At 60.4% G+C, this 17,279-nt stretch carries 14 protein-coding genes and 1 tRNA gene; 10 read left to right on the forward strand and 5 right to left on the reverse strand.

All coding sequences use genetic code 11. The features are described 5' to 3' along the window. Positions 1-56 precede the first annotated feature (56 nt). The 5 genes from FGK63_RS15580 to FGK63_RS15600 all read left to right on the forward strand — a co-directional run bounded on the left by FGK63_RS15580 (position 57) and on the right by FGK63_RS15600 (position 5,335). On the forward strand, positions 57-1,091 hold the full coding sequence (locus FGK63_RS15580) for a cysteine synthase A (RefSeq protein ID WP_138843888.1): 1,035 nt from the start codon (positions 57-59) through the stop codon (positions 1,089-1,091). Continuing rightward, the gene (locus FGK63_RS15585; RefSeq protein ID WP_138843889.1) at positions 1,091-3,520 is read left to right on the forward strand and encodes a DUF3772 domain-containing protein; all 2,430 of its coding nucleotides are present in this window, start codon (positions 1,091-1,093) and stop codon (positions 3,518-3,520) included. Before FGK63_RS15580 ends, FGK63_RS15585 begins: the two co-directional genes overlap by 1 nt. Then, positions 3,517-4,239: an alanyl-tRNA editing protein gene (locus FGK63_RS15590; RefSeq protein ID WP_138843891.1), complete on the forward strand. Its 723-nt coding sequence runs from the start codon at positions 3,517-3,519 to the stop codon at positions 4,237-4,239. Before FGK63_RS15585 ends, FGK63_RS15590 begins: the two co-directional genes overlap by 4 nt. 56 nt (positions 4,240-4,295) lie before the next feature. Beyond that, positions 4,296-4,385: transfer RNA gene (locus FGK63_RS15595), tRNA-Ser, on the forward strand. Between the two features lie 245 nt (positions 4,386-4,630). Further along, entirely contained in the window at positions 4,631-5,335 is a 705-nt protein-coding gene (locus tag FGK63_RS15600) for an IS6 family transposase (RefSeq protein ID WP_138843893.1), read from the forward strand. Between the two features lie 475 nt (positions 5,336-5,810). Here FGK63_RS15600 and FGK63_RS15605 read toward each other — a convergent pair whose 3' ends face one another. Both FGK63_RS15605 and FGK63_RS15610 read right to left on the reverse strand, forming a co-directional pair. Beyond that, on the reverse strand, positions 5,811-7,508 hold the full coding sequence (locus tag FGK63_RS15605; protein WP_138843895.1) for a recombinase family protein: 1,698 nt from the start codon (positions 7,506-7,508) through the stop codon (positions 5,811-5,813). Then, the gene (locus FGK63_RS15610) at positions 7,505-7,903 is read right to left on the reverse strand and encodes a DUF2924 domain-containing protein (RefSeq protein WP_138843897.1); all 399 of its coding nucleotides are present in this window, start codon (positions 7,901-7,903) and stop codon (positions 7,505-7,507) included. Before FGK63_RS15610 ends, FGK63_RS15605 begins: the two co-directional genes overlap by 4 nt. 417 nt (positions 7,904-8,320) lie before the next feature. Between FGK63_RS15610 and FGK63_RS15615 the strand changes: the two genes are divergently transcribed. Genes FGK63_RS15615 through terL form a run of 3 tightly spaced genes read left to right on the forward strand, consistent with a single transcriptional unit; the run spans position 8,321 to position 11,461 of the window. Further along, positions 8,321-9,634, forward strand: coding sequence for a site-specific DNA-methyltransferase (locus tag FGK63_RS15615; RefSeq protein ID WP_138843899.1), 1,314 nt, complete (start codon positions 8,321-8,323; stop codon positions 9,632-9,634). After that, a complete protein-coding gene (locus FGK63_RS15620) occupies positions 9,631-10,056 on the forward strand; it encodes a DUF5681 domain-containing protein (RefSeq protein WP_138843901.1) in 426 nt (141 codons plus the stop codon). The genes FGK63_RS15615 and FGK63_RS15620 overlap by 4 nt, the downstream gene beginning before the upstream one ends. Beyond that, positions 10,046-11,461: a phage terminase large subunit gene (gene terL / locus FGK63_RS15625; RefSeq protein WP_138843903.1), complete on the forward strand. Its 1,416-nt coding sequence runs from the start codon at positions 10,046-10,048 to the stop codon at positions 11,459-11,461. The genes FGK63_RS15620 and terL overlap by 11 nt, the downstream gene beginning before the upstream one ends. Positions 11,462-11,664: 203 nt before the next feature. Here terL and FGK63_RS15630 read toward each other — a convergent pair whose 3' ends face one another. Beyond that, positions 11,665-12,051 (reverse strand): hypothetical protein, encoded by a 387-nt coding sequence (locus FGK63_RS15630; RefSeq protein WP_138843905.1) that lies wholly within the window; start codon positions 12,049-12,051, stop codon positions 11,665-11,667. Between the two features lie 76 nt (positions 12,052-12,127). Next, entirely contained in the window at positions 12,128-12,265 is a 138-nt protein-coding gene (locus FGK63_RS20805) for a hypothetical protein (RefSeq protein ID WP_171052671.1), read from the reverse strand. A 753-nt stretch (positions 12,266-13,018) separates the two neighbouring features. On the opposite strand from FGK63_RS20805, the gene FGK63_RS15635 reads away from it, so the two are divergent. Both FGK63_RS15635 and FGK63_RS15640 read left to right on the forward strand, forming a co-directional pair. Next, positions 13,019-13,174, forward strand: coding sequence for a hypothetical protein (locus tag FGK63_RS15635; RefSeq protein ID WP_246044051.1), 156 nt, complete (start codon positions 13,019-13,021; stop codon positions 13,172-13,174). A 659-nt stretch (positions 13,175-13,833) separates the two neighbouring features. Continuing rightward, complete coding sequence (locus FGK63_RS15640) at positions 13,834-15,639, forward strand: SLC13 family permease (RefSeq protein ID WP_138843907.1); 1,806 nt, start codon at positions 13,834-13,836, stop codon at positions 15,637-15,639. Here the strand turns inward: FGK63_RS15640 and nhaA are convergent. Then, positions 15,636-16,991, reverse strand: coding sequence for a Na+/H+ antiporter NhaA (nhaA, locus tag FGK63_RS15645; protein ID WP_138843909.1), 1,356 nt, complete (start codon positions 16,989-16,991; stop codon positions 15,636-15,638). The genes FGK63_RS15640 and nhaA overlap by 4 nt on opposite strands. Between the last annotated feature and the right edge of the window lie 288 nt (positions 16,992-17,279).

Below are 17,279 nucleotides of genomic sequence, written 5' to 3' on the forward strand. Positions count from 1 at the left end.
GCTTGCTGCGGGGCGAATGTACATCTGGCCCCCGAACAGAACACGAAGAGGGCACCATGCGCATTGCACGCGATCTGGCGGACGCCGTTGGCAAAACACCTCTGATCCGGCTGCGCCGCGTCAGCGAAGAAACCGGGTGCGAGATTCTCGGCAAGGCCGAATTCATGAACCCGGGTCAGTCGGTCAAGGATCGGGCGGCGCTGTACATCATCCGGGACGCAATGGCGCGCGGAGACCTGAAGCCGGGCGGAACCATCGTCGAGGGAACCGCTGGCAACACGGGCATCGGACTGGCGCTGGTCGGGGCGTCGATGGGGTTCAAGACCGTCATCGTGATCCCCGAAACGCAGTCGGAAGAGAAAAAGGACATGCTGCGGCTTGCCGGCGCCCAACTGGTGCAGGTGCCCGCCGCGCCCTATCGCAACCCCAACAACTTCGTGCATTATTCCCGCCGGCTGGCCGAGGAACTGGCCCGGACCGAGCCCAACGGCGCCATCTGGGCCAACCAGTTCGACAATGTAGCCAACCGGCAGTCGCATGTGGAGACCACGGGGCCCGAGATCTGGGAACAGACCGAAGGCAAGGTGAGCGGCTTCATTTGCGCGGTCGGCTCGGGCGGTACGCTGGCGGGAGTGGCCGAGGCGCTGCAGCCCAAGGGCGTCAAGATGGGGTTGGCCGATCCGATGGGGGCGGCGCTGTATTCCTACTACACGACCGGGGAACTGGCGATGGAGGGCAGCTCGATCGCCGAGGGCATCGGACAGGTGCGGATCACCAAGAACCTGGAAGGGTTCACGCCGGACTTCTCGTACCAGATCAGCGACAACGAGGCGCTGCCTTACATCTTTGACCTTCTGCGCGAGGAGGGGCTGGTCATGGGCGGCTCGACCGCGATCAACATCGCGGGCGCGGTTCGCATGGCCAAGGACATGGGGCCGGGCCACACCATCGTCACGGTGCTGTGCGACTATGGTACCCGCTATCAGTCCAAGCTGTTCAACCCCGACTTTCTTCGCGAAAAGGAATTGCCGGTGCCCGGCTGGATGACCGAGGCCCCGCGCAGCATTCCCGGCGTCTTCGAGGACGTCTGATGCCGCGCCTCGGCCATTTCCTGTATGCGGCGCTCGCCGTCCTGTTGCTGGGCCTGGGCAGCATCGCCTCGGCCCAGTTGTCGGAAGCGCAGAGCGACTATTACAAGGAATGGCTGAAAACCGCGGACAGGGCCGAAGAGGTCGTCAAGGCCGACCGTGCGTCGAACGCGGCAATGGACAAGCTGCGCTCGGAGATCAGCGACTACCGCGACATCTTCAACAAGGCGCGCAAAGCCAACACCGACAGGATCAAGACGCTGGAAAGCCAGCTTGATGCCTTGGGGCCAAAGCCCGAGGACGGAGCCGAGGAGCCGCCGGACATCGCCGCCTTGCGCGCGCATCTGGAGGATCAACTCGACAAGCTGCGCGTGCCCCGGATCATCGCCGAAGAGGCCTATAACCGGGCCAACGGCCTGATCGGCGAGATAGACCGGATCATTCGGGACAGGCAGACCAAGCTGCTGCTTGAGCGCGGACCGACTCCGCTCAACCCGCTTTACTGGCCCGAAGCGTGGACGGACGTGAAAGAGGCCGGGCAGTCGCTGACGAACGAGATACGGACCAATTTCAAGACGGACATCGCGCAGGAACAGATGCGGGACCGCGCGCCCGCGATCCTTGCGCTTGTGCTGGTTGCGATCGTCCTGATCTGGCGGGGCAGGCGTTGGTCCGAGCGGGTGGGCGACTATCTCCGGGCTTTGGGAGGCGGAGGAACCGGGGTCTGGTCCTTCGTCGTTTCGCTGTTCCGGATCGTGCTTCCGTGGTTCGGCGTCGTGGCGCTGGTTGCTGCGGTGAGCCTGACGGGCATACTTGGACTACGCGGCACATTGCTGCTGGAACAGATCCCGCTTTGGGCGGCGACAATTCTCTACTTCGACTGGATCGGCCGCCAGCTGTACCTGATCGGCGAAGCAAACAGGTTCCAGCGTCTGTCGGCCGCGCAGATTTCGGAATTGCGGGTCCATATCGACCTTCTCGCCGTGATGCTCGTGCTGCACGGTATGGCCGTCCAGTTCGAGCAGATCGAAAACGTCTCGGACGCCACCCGGGCGGTTGTCGGATTTCCGCTCATTCTGGCGACGGCTGTCCTGCTGCTGCGGATCAGGCAGATCCGGCAGCGGGATGAACCGGATGACGACGCCGACGTCAGGCCGTCCATGCGGGCCGCCGGATTCAACCAGATCGTCGAAACCATCAGGCGCGGCCTTGTCATCCTCGGTCTCGCGTCCCCGGTTCTGGCGATGCTCGGCTATTCCAACGCCGCCGAGGCCATCGTCTATCCGACGGTCAAGACCCTCGCGCTTATTGCTGCGCTGGTCATATTCCAGAGGTTCGTCGGCAGCGTCTACGGCTGGATCACCGGAAAGGGAGAGGCCGCGCGAGATTCCCTGTTCTACGTTCTGGTCGGCTTTGCGCTGGCACTTGTTGCGCTTCCGATCATGGCGATCTACTGGGGCGCGCGCGAGGCGAACCTGCTGGAGCTGTGGTCGCGCCTGCTGCAGGGGTTCGATATCGGCGGCGTGACGATTTCGCCGACCAATTTCCTGACATTCGTTGCCGTCTTCGCAATCGGATACGTTCTGACCCGGCTGGTTCAGGGAAGCCTGCGCAGTTCCCTGTTGCCGCGGACCAAGATCGACCCCGGCGGGCAGAACGCGATCGTGGCCGGAACGGGCTATGTCGGCATCTTCGTGGCCGCGCTGGTCGCCATCACGGTGGCCGGTTTCGATCTGTCGTCGCTGGCCATCGTCGCCGGTGCGCTTTCCGTCGGTATCGGTTTCGGCCTGCAGACCATCGTGTCGAACTTCGTCTCGGGCATCATCCTGTTGATCGAACGGCCGATCTCCAAGGGCGACTGGATCGACGTGAACGGGATGATGGGCTATGTCCGCGACATTTCCGTTCGCTCGACCCGGATCGAGACCTTCGACCGGACCGACGTGATCGTGCCGAACTCGGACCTGATCAGCGGCGTCGTCACCAACTACACGCGCGGCAACACCGTGGGCCGCGTGATCGTGCCGGTCGGCGTCGCCTATGGGACGGATACGCGCAAGGTCGAGACCATCCTTGGCGAAATCGCCAACGAGCATCCGATGGTGCTGGCGAACCCCGCCCCAAGCGTCGTGTTCCAGGGGTTCGGCGCGGATTCTCTGGACTTCGAGATTCGCGCGATCCTGCGCGACGTGAACTGGGTTCTGTCGGTGAAATCCGACATGAACCACGAGATCTATCGACGCTTCTCGGAGGAGGGAATCGAGATCCCGTTCGCCCAGCGCGACATCTGGATCCGCAACCCCGAGGCATTTGGGGGGGCTGGCCCCGAGTCGAAGCCCGAAACGCCGCCGCCTTCCGCGCCGCCGTCATCCGAGCCTGCGCAGATGACCGAGGCGGATCTGGATGCCGACGGGGAGGGAGACGCAAGATGAAAACCGAGATGCTGTTTCGCGACGACGCCTACATGCGCGAGGCGACGGGTATCGTCATCGGCCACACCGAGGACGGAGGCGTGATCCTGGACCGCAGCCTCTTCTACCCGACCGGCGGCGGGCAACCCGGCGACGGCGGCCGGCTGGAATGGGGCGGCGGCGCGCTGGACGTGGTGACGACCGTCAAGGGGCAGGGCGACGAGATTGCCCTTGTCGCCGCCGAAGGCAGCACCTTGCCGCCGGTCGGGACGCAGGTTTCGCAACAACTGGACTGGGTTCGCCGCAACGGCCACATGCGCGTTCATACCGCGCTGCATCTGCTGTCCGTGGTCATCCCGCTGGAGGTTTCCGGCGGTTCGATCGGTCCCGACAAGGGGCGGCTCGACTTCAACATGCCCGAGGCGCCCGAGGACAAGGAGGCGCTGCAGATGCAACTGCAGGCCCTGATCGACAAGGATCTGCCGGTGACCGAGGATTGGATCACCGACGCGGAACTGGATGCCAACCCGGGGTTGGTCAAGACGATGTCGGTCTCGCCGCCTCGCGGGTCGGGCAGGGTGAGGTTGATCAGAATCGGCGCCGGCACGGATCAGGTCGACCTCCAGCCATGTGGCGGCACGCATGTCTCCCGCACCAGCGAGATCGGGCGCATCCGCTTGGGAAAGATCGAGAAAAAGGGCAAGCAGAACCGCAGGGTCTATCTGCATCTGGATGACTGATGGGGTGCAAACACCCCTTGCAAATCCCGCCCCGATCGTCCAAATAACCCCGGCACGGAGAGGTGGCCGAGTGGTCGAAGGCGCACGCCTGGAAAGTGTGTAGGCGGGAAACCGTCTCCAGGGTTCGAATCCCTGTCTCTCCGCCAGCCATGCCTGTCTCACTTCAGTAGTGTTTTTTGTCCCGGAATTGTCCCGCAATTCCAGCGGGTTGCCGGACCTGTTGTCCATTAGAGACGATCCAGCAAGCACACCCAGGGCACGGTTCTGGCGGGCGTCTCAGTTGGGCGTTTTGGCGGGATCGCTTTGGACGGATTTTCCCTGATAACGGGCGATTTGGCATTGTCAGATAAACCGGCTTGAGACGGGTGGGGCGGATTTGTAGCGTCTAGCCATGACCAAACTATCCCCGTTTCGCTATTTCAAAACCAGCCCCGAGATCATCCGGCTGGCGGTGATGCTGTATGTTCGGTTCCCGCTGTCGCTCCGGAACGTGGAAGATTTGCTACACGAGCGGGGCATCGACGTGAGCCACGAGGCCGTTCGGTTTTGGTGGCACAGGTTTGGCCCGATGTTCGCCGCCGAGATCCGGAAACGGCGGACCGAAGGCATGCGTTCGAGCCGCTGGCGCTGGCACCTCGACGAGATGTTCGTGAAGATCAATGGCGAACGCCATTACCTATGGCGAGCAGTGGATCACGAAGGCGAAGTACTGGAAAGCTTCGTTACGAAGAGGCGTGACAAGAAAGCTGCGCTGAAATTCCTAAGAAAAGCAATGAAAAGGCACGGCCGCCCCGAAGTGATCGTGACCGACAGACTCAGATCCTATGGCGCCGCCCTGAAGGAAATCGACGCTGGCCATCGCCGGGAAACGGGGCGCTGGTTGAACAACCGTGCTGAGAATTCACACTTACCATTTCGACGACGGGAACGGGCGATGTTGCGCTTTCGGCGGATGCGAAGTTTGCAGAAATTCGCCGCCGTTCACGCTTCCGTCTACAATCATTTCAATCAGGAACGCAGCCTCACCTCCCGAGCCAACTTCAAGCAAAACCGCGCCGCTGCTCTCACCGAGTGGCGCAATCTCTGCACGGCATAAGGGACAGCAATCCTGCCCTTGCCGAGACTGGTTAGAATCTGTCTGACAGCACCTCTGCGCGGCATAAGGGACAGCAATCCTGCCCTTGCCGAGACTGGTTAGAATCTGTCTGACAGCACCGCCACCCACAAATGTCTCTGTTTGGAAGTCTTTTCGCCGCGTGAATTTGTGCGATTTCTCGGGGGTATGTGAGTTGCCTTGCCCGCAAGAGACACTCGTTTTCCTGTGGTTTTCGTGATTTTTCCCGGTTGTCTCTGTTGGGGGTAATTCGGGGTTCGGTTTTCCCTGTTTATCAGGGAATCTGCAGGGAATTTTTCGTTTTCGAGCCGTTTTGGGCCGAATTGGCTGATTTTGGGGCGGAATTGCCGCGCATTTTCAGCTGGTTGCAAGCCATTTCCCTGCTCGGAAAAGAGCAGGGAATTTGAAACGCGGAGCAGGGAATGGATTTGCCGGAACAGGGTATGTTTTGGCCGGGTCAGGGAAGGGGGCTGGGGGCCCGGAAGTTGTATTTTCGATCCTGTTCAGCCCAGTCGAGAGGAACACCGCCGGCAATGAGTCTTTTCACGGTTAGCCCGGTCGGCTGGCGCCCCGCAAGGATGGCCTGCTGTATGGAGGGCGACAGGAAGGCGAGTTGGGCGCGGGTGCGAAGATAGCTTTCCGAGACGTGCTCGCGCCGGGCCAGGTCATGCAAGGGCGTGCCAGTGCGAAGGGCCTGTGCCCAGCGATGGGCCTTGGCCAGGGTTCTTAACATGACCGGATCGGGATGCGGATCCCTCTCGCCCGTGAAGATCTTCAACTCGACACCGCGACGACGGAGCGAGAACGCGGCGGTGATCGTCGTAGCTTCGGCACAAATGTCGTCGGCTGCGATGTCGAGGGCCTTTGCAAGAAACAACGGATTCAGGTCTATGCGGATGTTGCCGATGTCGAGTTGCCCGGCAGCGATCAGGTCTGGAAGGGTTCTGCCGCGTGCGGATCCCAGCGCGGTGATCAGATTACCAACTTGTATGTCCAAGTCGCCGGCAATGCGCAGATCCGGTGTGGAAAGCAGTTGGTGGTGTTTGGCGCAATGCTGCAAATGGTTCGCAACAACCTTGGTGACCACGGTCTCAAAGGCGGGGGCTGGAAGCCGCCAGCCGGTGGGATCGGGTCCGCCGGAGATCAGCCGGTTGGAGACGTAGTAACGCAGGCGTCGGCCATGACGCGTTGTGTGGGTCGGCGTCAGCAAGTCGCCGGTGTCGTCTCGGAACTTGCCGGTGAGGAGAGAGGTTGCCGCGGGATCGCCCTTGCGGTCCGCGGCCACCCCTCTGCCGCGTGGTTTGGCGCTTGCCGCCTGCAGTCTGGCCTGCACCCGATGCCAGAGATCGGTATCGACAATGGCTGGATGCTGACCAGGCCAGGTCTTTTGCTTGTGGCGGATCAACCCGAGATAGGTTGGATTGCGCAACAGATAGTGGATCTGGCCACGCGAAAGGGGGTTTCCGCCCTGGACACGCCCCGAGGAATGGGAACGACGTTTGGAGCGCAACCCGAGACGGCTTGCCTCCGCCACAACACGTCTCAGGCAGCGCATCTCGTCATATAGGCGAAACAGCGTTTTGACGGTCTTGGCCTCCACGGCGTTGACCACAAGTTCCCGGATGTTGGGGTCAGGATGACGATCGTAGCCCAAGGGAACGTTGCCCCCCATCCAGAGCCCCTTCTTCTTGGAGGCTGCGATCTTGTCCCTTATGCGCTCGGCTGTGACCTCACGCTCGAACTGGGCAAAAGAGAGGAGCATGTTGAGCGTCAACCGACCCATGCTGGTGGCGGTGTTGAAGGCCTGTGTCACCGAGACAAAAGACGCTCCGACGGCATCGAGGCAGTCGACGATTTTAGAGAAGTCGCTCAGGGATCGGGTCAGGCGGTCGATTTTGTAGACCACGATCATGTCGATATGACCGGCCTGAATGCCAGCAAGCAGGCGCTGCAGGGCCGGGCGCTCGAGGGTGCCGCCGGAGAGACCGCCGTCGTCATAGCGGTCAGGCAGCAGTTTCCAACCCTCGTGGCGCTGACTGGCGACATAGGCCGCACAGGCTTCGAATTGCGCATCGAGTGAATTGAAGTCCTGATCGAGGCCGTCTTCAGAGGATTTGCGGGTGTAGATGGCGCAGCGGATGCGGGGTGTGTTCATGCTCCGGCCTTGCCGTTGAGGCCGAAGAAACGTGGTCCGGACCAATGGGCCCCGGTGATCTCACAGGCGATGGCCGAGAGCGAGCGCCAGATCTGACCGTTCCAGAGATAGCCGTCCTCGCGGACATCCACGACATGCGTAGTTCCATTCCACTCCCGCAACAGTCGCCCACCCGGCTTCAGGGCAGGTTGTCTCGGGGCGCCGCGCCCCTGCCGTGCCAGCTGGGTCAGGAAATCCTTTGGCAAGCCACCATACTGGCGTGCCTGAAGCTCGAAGGCGATGAAGCGGCGCAGAAAGGGGGCGCTCAGCCCTTTGGGCGGGGGTGCCCCGAACAGGTCGCGCCAGGAATCCAGAAGTGCTTCCCGCGGCAAGCGATGCAATGTGGCAATGTCCATCAACTGTCTCCTTTGCTCCAGGCAAGGACACTGACGCTCTCTTTGCCCGCACAGTCCAGCGCTTCCTCAGCCCATATATCGTGGCGGGAGCAGGTTTGACCTCAAATTGATCTAAAGTTATCAAAATCCGGAGGTTTTGGTGCCAACAGAAGGCTTGATATAGAAAAATATTGACACTTGGAGCTCCGCTTGACAATTTAGGCAAGACCCCCTTGCGCCCGGAGCCTGGGGGTTTTTTGTTGCCCCACATTCTGGATGCTGCGGACTACCGCTCCGACGCAGTTTGATTGGCTCCGCACCGGATGCCTGGGGCGATTACACAACCCTGACCCCAAAACGCATCGACACATCGATTGGACCCGCCTGGCCTTGTCGCCCGGTGGGTCTTTGCGTTTGTCCTCTTCATAGGAGAAAGCCATGCCGGCAAATCTTGAAACCATCGCCACCAAAAATCTCGTCCCTTCGCCACGCAACGCGCGGACTCACGACAGAAAACAGCTTGACCAGATTGCCGCGAGCATTCGCCAGTTCGGCTTCACCAATCCGGTCTTGATCGACGAAGACAATGTCGTGATCGCCGGACATGGCCGCTTGCAGGCCGCAAAGCAGATTGGCCTGGACGAAGTTCCGGCGATCCGTGTGACGCATCTTTCCGCACCGGAAAAGCGGACGCTCATGCTGGCAGACAACAAGATCGCCGACAACGCCGGTTGGGACCTGGACCTGCTGGCCATTGAACTGGCGGACCTGTCCGAGATGGAGCTCAACTTCGACATCGATGTCACCGGCTTTGAAACGGCCGAGATCGACCTGATTATCGGAGGGTCAGAGCCTGATGGGGAGAGTGACGCGGAGATTGCGCCCGTACCGGACCGGGACCAACCTCTCATCACACAGCGCGGCGATCTCTGGTTCTTGGGCCAGCACCGTGTGCTCTGTGGCGATGCCCGGAAGCCGTCTGACTATGCGGCGCTTATGGATGATGAGGTCGCGGACATGGGCTTCACGGATCCGCCCTATAACGTCCCGATTTCGGGTCATGTCTGCGGCAACGGTCGGGTGCAGCACCGCGAGTTCGCCGAGGCCGCAGGTGAAATGAGTCCGCAAGAGTTTACCTGCTTTCTGGGTGAAGCCCTTGGTCTTGGGGCCAAGCACAGCCGGGACGGGGCCGTCTGGTATGCCTGCATCGATTGGCGGCATCTGCCGGAGATGCATGTCGCCGGACTGCAGGCGTTCGATGCCTGGCTCAACTTGTGTGTCTGGGCAAAAACAAATGCCGGCCTGGGGTCGCTCTACCGCTCTCAGCACGAGTTGATCTGCGTCTTCCGAAAGGGCCAGGGGCAGCATCAAAACAATGTCCAGCTCGGCAAATACGGCCGCAACCGGACCAACCTGTGGAGCTACCCCGGCGTGAACACGTTCCGTGCAGGACGGATGGAAGAGCTGCAAGCCCACCCGACACCCAAGCCTGTAGCGATGATCAAGGACGCCATTCTCGATGTCACGAAGCGCGGCGACATCGTTCTCGATCCCTTCCTTGGAAGCGGCTCCACGCTGATAGCGGCGGAACGCTGCGGGCGTGTAACCCGAGGTCTGGAGATCGATCCGGCCTATGTCGACGTCGCGCTCAGGCGCTGGCGGGATGAAACGGGCAAGGAGCCTGTACGGGCCAATGACCGACGGACGCTTGCGTCGCTGGAACGGGAACTGACGCAGGAGGCCGGGCAATGAGCGGCAAGCGAAACTATGAAGTCGGCTACGGCAAGCCACCAAGACAGACCCGCTTCCAGAAGGGACGGTCCGGCAATCCAAACGGGCGCAAAAAAGGCAGTCGCAACTTCAACGCGGATCTGGACGAGGTTCTGGAGGCCAGGGTGCCGATCAAGGAAAATGGGCAATACAAAACGGTGTCGAGCCAGCAAGCGGCACTTATGCGGTTGCGGGAAAAAGCGCTTCAAGGGGATCAAAAAGCGCTGGATCGGCTGGTGATCCTGGCGCAGCAGCGCTCCGAGGAGAAAGAGGCGCAATCCGCTGAGCGCATCCTGACCGAGGCAGAAGACGTCATTCTCCAGCGCTTCGAAGCGGGTCTGCTGGCACGGACGGTGACCGGTGTCCAGAAGCCCGACGGAGAGGAGGGGGAAAATGACGGCTGATGTCAATCGCGCCGCCTTGCTCAATGCTCTGTTGCGCAAGGACCTGTCCAGCTTCATTGAGCGCAGCTTTGCGACAGTCAATCCGGGCAGTAGGTACCAGCACAACTGGCATATCGATGCCATCGCGCATGCGCTGGAACAGGTTGCCCAGGGCAAGAATACGCGCCTGGTCATCACTATGCCGCCGCGGTCGCTGAAATCGATCGCGGCCTCTGTGGCCTTCCCGGCCTGGCTGTTGGGGCACGATCCGAGCCTGCGGGTTCTGGCCGTATCATATGCCGAAGGCCTTTCGGAGAAGCTGGCGCTCGATTGCCTGAAGGTGATCGAGGCGCCTTGGTATCGCGCCTGCTTTCCGGCAACGCGAATTTCGCGGGGCAGGGGCGCGCGCAGCGATTTTGAAACCACCCGCGGCGGTGGCCGGTTCTCGACATCGGTTGGTGGCACCCTGACCGGTCGCGGCGGCGCCATCATCCTGCTCGATGATCCACACAAGCCCGAGGATGCCGGATCGGAGGTCAGGCGGAATGCCGTTCTCGAATGGTACAGGTCCACCCTTCTGAGCCGCCTTGATGATCCCCGGCACGGGCCGATTGTGCTGATCCAGCAGCGGATACATGAGGGGGATCTGGCTGGCATGCTGCTTGAGCAGGGGGGCTGGGTCCATCTTGATCTGCCGGCCATTGCCGAGGAGGCGGTCGAGATCGACCTGGGTCGGAGCGGAACCAAGCGCCGCGTCGAAGGCGATCTGCTGCATCCAGATCGCTTGCCCCGCGATCTTCTGGAGCGCCGCCGCGAGGAGCTGGGCTCGTACGTCTTTGCCGCGCAATACCAGCAACGGCCGGCGCCGCGGGGAGGCGGGATCGTGAAATGGGAGTGGTTCCGGGACTATGATGTCGCGCCGACGCTTCAGCCCGGCGATCGCATCGTGCAGAGCTGGGACACGGCTTCCAAGGCAGATGAAGCAAGTGACTACTCGGTCTGCACCACCTGGCTGGTTCGGGGCGATAGCGCCTGGCTTTTGGACGTGAACCGGGAAAAGCTGGAGTTTCCCGACCTGCGCCGAAAGATCATAGGCCTGGCGCAAGCCTGGTCAGCAATTCAGATCCTGATTGAGGAGGCTGGGTCCGGCATCCAGCTGATCCAGGATCTCAGGAGCAGCACGCAACTCAATATCATCGGAATGCTGCCCAAGCTCGACAAAGCCACCCGGCTGCTGGGCGTCACGCCGCTCATTGAAAGTGGAAAGATCGTGATTCCAAAAAACGCCCAGTGGCTCTCCACCTTCCAGCGCGAAATCACCCTGTTTCCAAACGGCAAACACGACGACCAGGTCGACAGCCTCTCGCAATTCCTCACATGGTTGAGTCAACCACACCCGACGGCCGTCGTTGGGACATATGGGTGAGAGCGGCGTGGCTTGCCTTCTTTGGGAAATGTCGAATTCTGGAAAACTGTTGCAGGTCCAGAGAAGCGGGGCATGCTCAAACCAATCGTTTCATCTGTCTCTCAGGCTCATAACTGTCTGACGTCAGCACCCATCGGACAGATTTAGGGGTTTGAGCAACGGAGATGCGGTGATCGGGCCGAGTCGCCACATTCAAGATGGGATCAGGCGTCCCGAAGCCCGGAGTAGAGATGTCGCAGATGAGCCTCGGAGACACCGTCGGCCTTCATTACGAGACGTACCATCGGATCAGCCAGCATTTCCTCTAGGCAGAAGTCGGACAACGTCCTGCCCGTCAGCTTGTCCCTGGCGCGTGCATGGTCCAGGTCGGCAAGGGAAACGGTCAGAGTCCGCGCAAGCCCTGGATGCGATATCTGTGGATGAAGCTTCACCAGGACGGAGGCTTTCCAAGCTGCAGGATCCTGTTGACCCGGGGGTGATACCAACTCCGTTTCTATCTCGTACTCTCCCGCCGGGAGCGTCTCGTCAAAGCCTGGAACGGTGAACGGCCGGGAAAAAACCGCAACGGTCTTGCTCGTCAGATCTTCCATTGGTGTGATCCTCTCCCTTGATGCTGCGGGTGGTCCGCGCGCCCGTCAAGAATGGGGCGCGTGGCCGGTGCCCGTCTCACGATGTCTTGGATTTCGCTGGTGCTTCAGTGCCGGTGGACTTGGGCTCGTTTTCCTTGTCAGCGGTCTTCGCGGTCTTCGTAGGCTTCGGCTTCATTGCGGCCGCGGCCCTGGCGGTCAGGTCCTTGAAGGACATGTCATCGATCCTTTGATTGGCCGGCGCCAACTCCTCGTCCATGTCGGACCGGGATGCTTGGCATCGGTACTATCTATATGGGGACTGGCGACTCGATTTACGATGGTGCGCCGCGAAGAAATCCGAAAGGGGGATCCCAACCCCACCTTCCTGACGGCTGTTTGAACTGCGAGTCCGCTGCGGAATTTGGATTTGACAGGAGGTAATCATGGGAGTCCGTCGGGAACTACGTTTGGAGTCCGTTGCGGGCCACGAGATTATGGTCGGTCGTGACGGCAAGCGACGCTGGTCGGATGAGCTTAGCTACGCCACACAGATTGAGGCAGAGCCCTTCTAAGGGCAACGCGACACTTGGAGCCGATGAGGGAGAAGCGCGCGAAAGCCCTTCGGTGCTCGCTGCGACGATACATCGGGCCGCTCAGAGAAGCCGGATATGCGTCAGCAATCGTGATCACCGAACCGGACCCAACCAAACCCTTGCAATCAGGCGGGGTCCAAGTACGTCCACACATGACAAGACCCGTCTCACTACAGAAATCCACGCTAACCTGCGTCAGTGCGAATGGGACTGGAAGTTGGCTAGGTGATCAGAGCCGGTCGGATTCTTGCCGGTGTGTTCGTTCCGAGTATCTAAGAAGCGCGCTGTGTGTGCCGATCCTCTAAAACGTCGGCAGGCATCTCGCGCTTCTTTTTTCTGGGAAATCTATGAAAGGCAACTGGATGAAACCCGAAACAGAGAGTCCGGCGTTGACAATGACCGGCATCAAGTCCGCCTGCGACAAGGCTCCTGCCGGGCCCAAAAAGGATGCGGCGCTGAGACATTACCGAGCCGCAGAAAAGGCGCGGACGGCAAAGAAACATACAGAGATGAACAAGGAACTCGGCGCGGCGAAGCAGGCGCTCGCGTGACGCTCGGCGCTTGATTAATTTGCTGGGCCGCACGTCGGCGCAAGGCCCGACTCATGTCAGGAACGGCCCGACCTGATCCATAAAAAGACCGTACCGAACTCTGCCGACGTGATCAGGCTATCATAGTTCTCATATGTCGCATTGCCGGCGCGGAACGTGACAAGCCCGTTTTCACGCAACTGCCGCAAGACACGGTTCCCGGCCCAACGAGTTTGTGCGTTCTATGCGTGTGATACGCCTGCCAGAAGGTCTGCTGAAACAGACGGAGATTTGCCAAGGCAGATAGCGGGGATGGGATCTTTTTGGGAGAGGTGCGAGGTGGTCGAACCTTGGGCGGGGGAAACCGTTCGGACAAGTTTCGTCCATCGCCCGACGCGCACGCTCAGATCGGCAATCGTCTGCGCCAAAACCAGCCACCTGCAGGAAGCGCTCTGGGCTTTCTTGTGGTTGACGGAGAATGTGTTGCGGCAGTACTGCTGATACTCTGACATTTCGCCACCAGACCCCTAGTAAATTCGCGTGTAAGTTTTGAGGAGGCCTGTTGGATAATAGGGGCCAGTCTCGGAGTCCTGTTTCATTGCTGCTGAACTGGCGGGACAACGCTAAAGTTGAACCCCGCGGTGCTTTCAAATAACAATCGCAGCTGCGACGTGGATCCCATGCTAGACACGGAGTATGCGCCGATCGACCTCATTTCCGGCTATGAACCCTATCTCGCGCTCGCAGTCGTTCTCCTCTTGTTTGCTGCGTTTCTTTCCGAGCGCTTCGATCCAGACGTAACTGCAGCGGGAGCTGCCGCGCTGTTTATCGTCTTCGGTTTCGTCCCCACTAGAGAAGTTCTGGCGGCATTTTCAAATCCTGCGCCAATCACGATCGCCGCGATGTTCGTCATCAGCGGTGCGCTGGTCAGGACCGGGCTTCTCGACGCGCTTGCGAACCGGGTTGTTGCTGCGGCGAGCAATAGGCCAATTGCGGGCACCGCGGCGTTTCTCTTGGCTACGCTTGTCGCCTCAGGTTTGATGAATAACACGCCTGTCGTCATCGTCCTGATCCCGGTGGCCATCCGTTTGGCGCAGAGCCTAGGCTTTGCTGCGACGCGCCTGTTGATCCCACTATCCTACATGGCGGTTCTGGGTGGAACTTGTACGTTGATCGGCACATCGACCAACCTACTGGTGGACGGTGTGACCCAGGCATCTGGAATGGAGCCGTTTTCAATATTCGAGATAACCCCCGTCGGCTTGGTGGCCGCGGCCACAGGTGGTTTGGCGCTGTTCTCGCTGGGTCCAGTCCTATTGCCTGACCGTAAGGATCTTGCAGGACAGGGCGCAGACGATGAAGCAACCTTTCTAACGGAATTACGCCCGAAAGGGGACTATCCGGGCATTGGTCGACGCATCGACGAAATCGCCGACCTGAATCGGCAGGGCATTGAGATCGTCGGCATCCGTGCGCGGTCTGTTGTGAAGCGCGAAGGGTTGAGTGAGCACGTACTTGAACTTGGCGACAGGGTAATTGCCAAGGTAGCAACATCGGAACTGCTCACCCTCAGGAAGCTTGCCGGGATCGAAGTTGGGTTGCGTCAGGGGCCAGCACCCGAGGATTCTTCCGACCTGATCGTCGCCCAGGCTATCGTGACGTTGTCGCGCCGAAGCCGTGGCGTGCGAATTGCCCAGCTTACCATGGGGCATCGGTACGGCATGCGCATTCTTGGCGCCCACCGGCATGGGGAAATGCTTGGACCCGATCTGTCGACCGCACTTCTGCGTCCGGCTGACACGTTGCTTCTGGAAGGCACTTCCGAAGGCTTTGCTCGGATGACTGAGGCGGGCGATCTTGCCGCGATCACGGGTGCGGGCGGCCGCGCGTTCCGACGCGGGAAAGCGCCTCTTGCTCTGATCGCGCTGTTCTCGGTCGTGGCACTTGCCGCCACGGGGATTGCCGAGATCAGCGTGCTTGCACTGGTCGCGGTCGCTGCCATCCTGGTGCTCCGGTGCATCGACAACATCGAGGCATGGAACTCGATCGACGCCGGCATCCTAGTGCTCATCTTCTCGATGCTGATCGTCGGGATGGGCTTGCAGAATGCCGGAGCAGTAAGCCTTATCGTCGAGAGCCTGACGCCGGCACTGGAAGGACTGCCTCCAATTGTGACGCTTGCCGCGATTTACCTGTTGTCGTCGGTGCTGACAGAAGCCGTCACCAACAACGCAGTGGCTGTCGTGGTGACACCGCTCGCGATCGGCCTTGCCGACCAGCTTGGCGTCGACCCGCGCCCGTTTGTCGTCGCAGTGATGTTCGGTGCGAGTGCGAGCTTCGCAACCCCGGTCGGCTACCAGACCAACACCTTGGTATACGCAGCAGGGAACTACAGATTTTCCGATTTCCTCAGGATTGGCATTCCGATGAATCTTGTCGTCGGTTTAGCGGTGGTCGGCGCGATCCCGATATTCTTCCCGTTCTAGGTCTCGCGGCCTTGATTGCCAGCGCCAGTGGTACCGCTTGTCCGCGCCGTACGGAGTGTCAGCCAGACCAGTATGAGTACCCCGATTATCGCGGCTGTAGCTGATCCCGAAAGAATTCCGAGCTTTGAGGCGTCCAGCGTTGTCTGGTTAAAGGCCAAGCCCGCGATGAACAGCGACATCGTGAAACCGGTTCCCGTGAGAAACGAGCCGGCGATGATAAAGGGCCATGTCAGGCCGGGCGCGAGCACCGCAAGGCCTGAGCGGACCGCAAGCCAGCTGAACCCGAGGACGCCGATCGGTTTTCCCAATACAAGGCTGACAATAATCGCCAAGGAGACCGGTTGGCCAAAATCGGCACCGTCAATCGTGACACCACCATTTGCCAGCGCGAAGATTGGCATGATTGCAAAGCCGACCCAAGGGTGCAGCATCATCTCAAGGCGTTCGACCGGCGACAGGGATTCCGTGAGCGCTCGGCCCGCCTCACGGAGATCACGCTGGCCTGCAGCATCCCCTTGCCGATGATCGCCGGCCGGAGCAGCGAGTACACGCCCCAAGATCGCGCGCAGGCGAACATCGCTCACCCAAATTCGGGTAGGTGTCATAAGGCCCAGTATGACACCGGCGATGGTCGCGTGGACGCCGGATGCATCAAAACACAGCCAGACTGCCGCTCCCAGAAAGAAATAGACCGGAACGCTTCTGATACCGAGGCGCGAGGCGCCTGCAACGATGCCAATTCCCAGCAGGCCCAACCCGAGCGCTGACCAAGTCAGCGCTTTCCCATATCCAAGTGCGACCACGAGTATTGCGCCGACATCATCGAAAATTGCCAGCGAGAGCAGGAATAGACGCAAGGTGGGCGGGATCCGGCTTCCAAAAAGCGCAAGGCAGCCGATCACGAACGCCGTATCGGTTGCCATCACGGTTCCCCAGCCGTGCATCCCGGGCTTTCCGGACATCAGCGTCAGATACAACGCGACTGGCACCACCATGCCGCCCACCGCGGCTGCAAAGGGCAGCGCGGCCTGTCGCGGATCTCTCAATTCGCCCAGAATGATCCCTCTCTTGAGCTCCAAGGAAAGAACAAAGAAAAAGAGGGTCATCAGTCCGTCGTTGATCCAGTGGCGCAGGGAGCGGGTAAAATCCAACGATCCGAATGTCAGGCCAATGGAAGTCTCCCAGAAACCCAGGAAGGCCACTTGCCAAGGTGAGTTTGCCATCGCCAAAGCCAGCAGAACCGCCAGAAGCAGGAGCCCGCCTGCTGCCGCTTCGATCTTCAGGAAGCGTGCGAAGGGCTTAGTTACGACGTCTGCGGTCTCATGGGGCAGGCTTTCATAGTTGTCGATCACGGGACGAGTCCGCCTTTTCCGGTCGAGAGGAACTTCCGCATTGTATCGCAGATACGCCGAGCATGAGAGACGGTCCTTGTCCTTCGGCCATGCCGCAAAAGCCTCAGGCGAAAAGCGCTCGGGCTTCCGCAAAGGTCAGGAGGCGTCGGCGGTTCTCATCCCAGAGGGCTCTGTTGCACAAATCCTGTGAGGGATTCATCTCGTGAATCCAGCATGGTAGCTGGGCAGTATGAGCAGACCTCCACCCCCGACCTACAAGACCAGGAACTGGCCGGCCTATAACGAAGC

The organism is Ruegeria sediminis (genome assembly GCF_005938215.1).
Classification (GTDB): Bacteria; Pseudomonadota; Alphaproteobacteria; order Rhodobacterales; family Rhodobacteraceae; genus Ruegeria; species Ruegeria sediminis.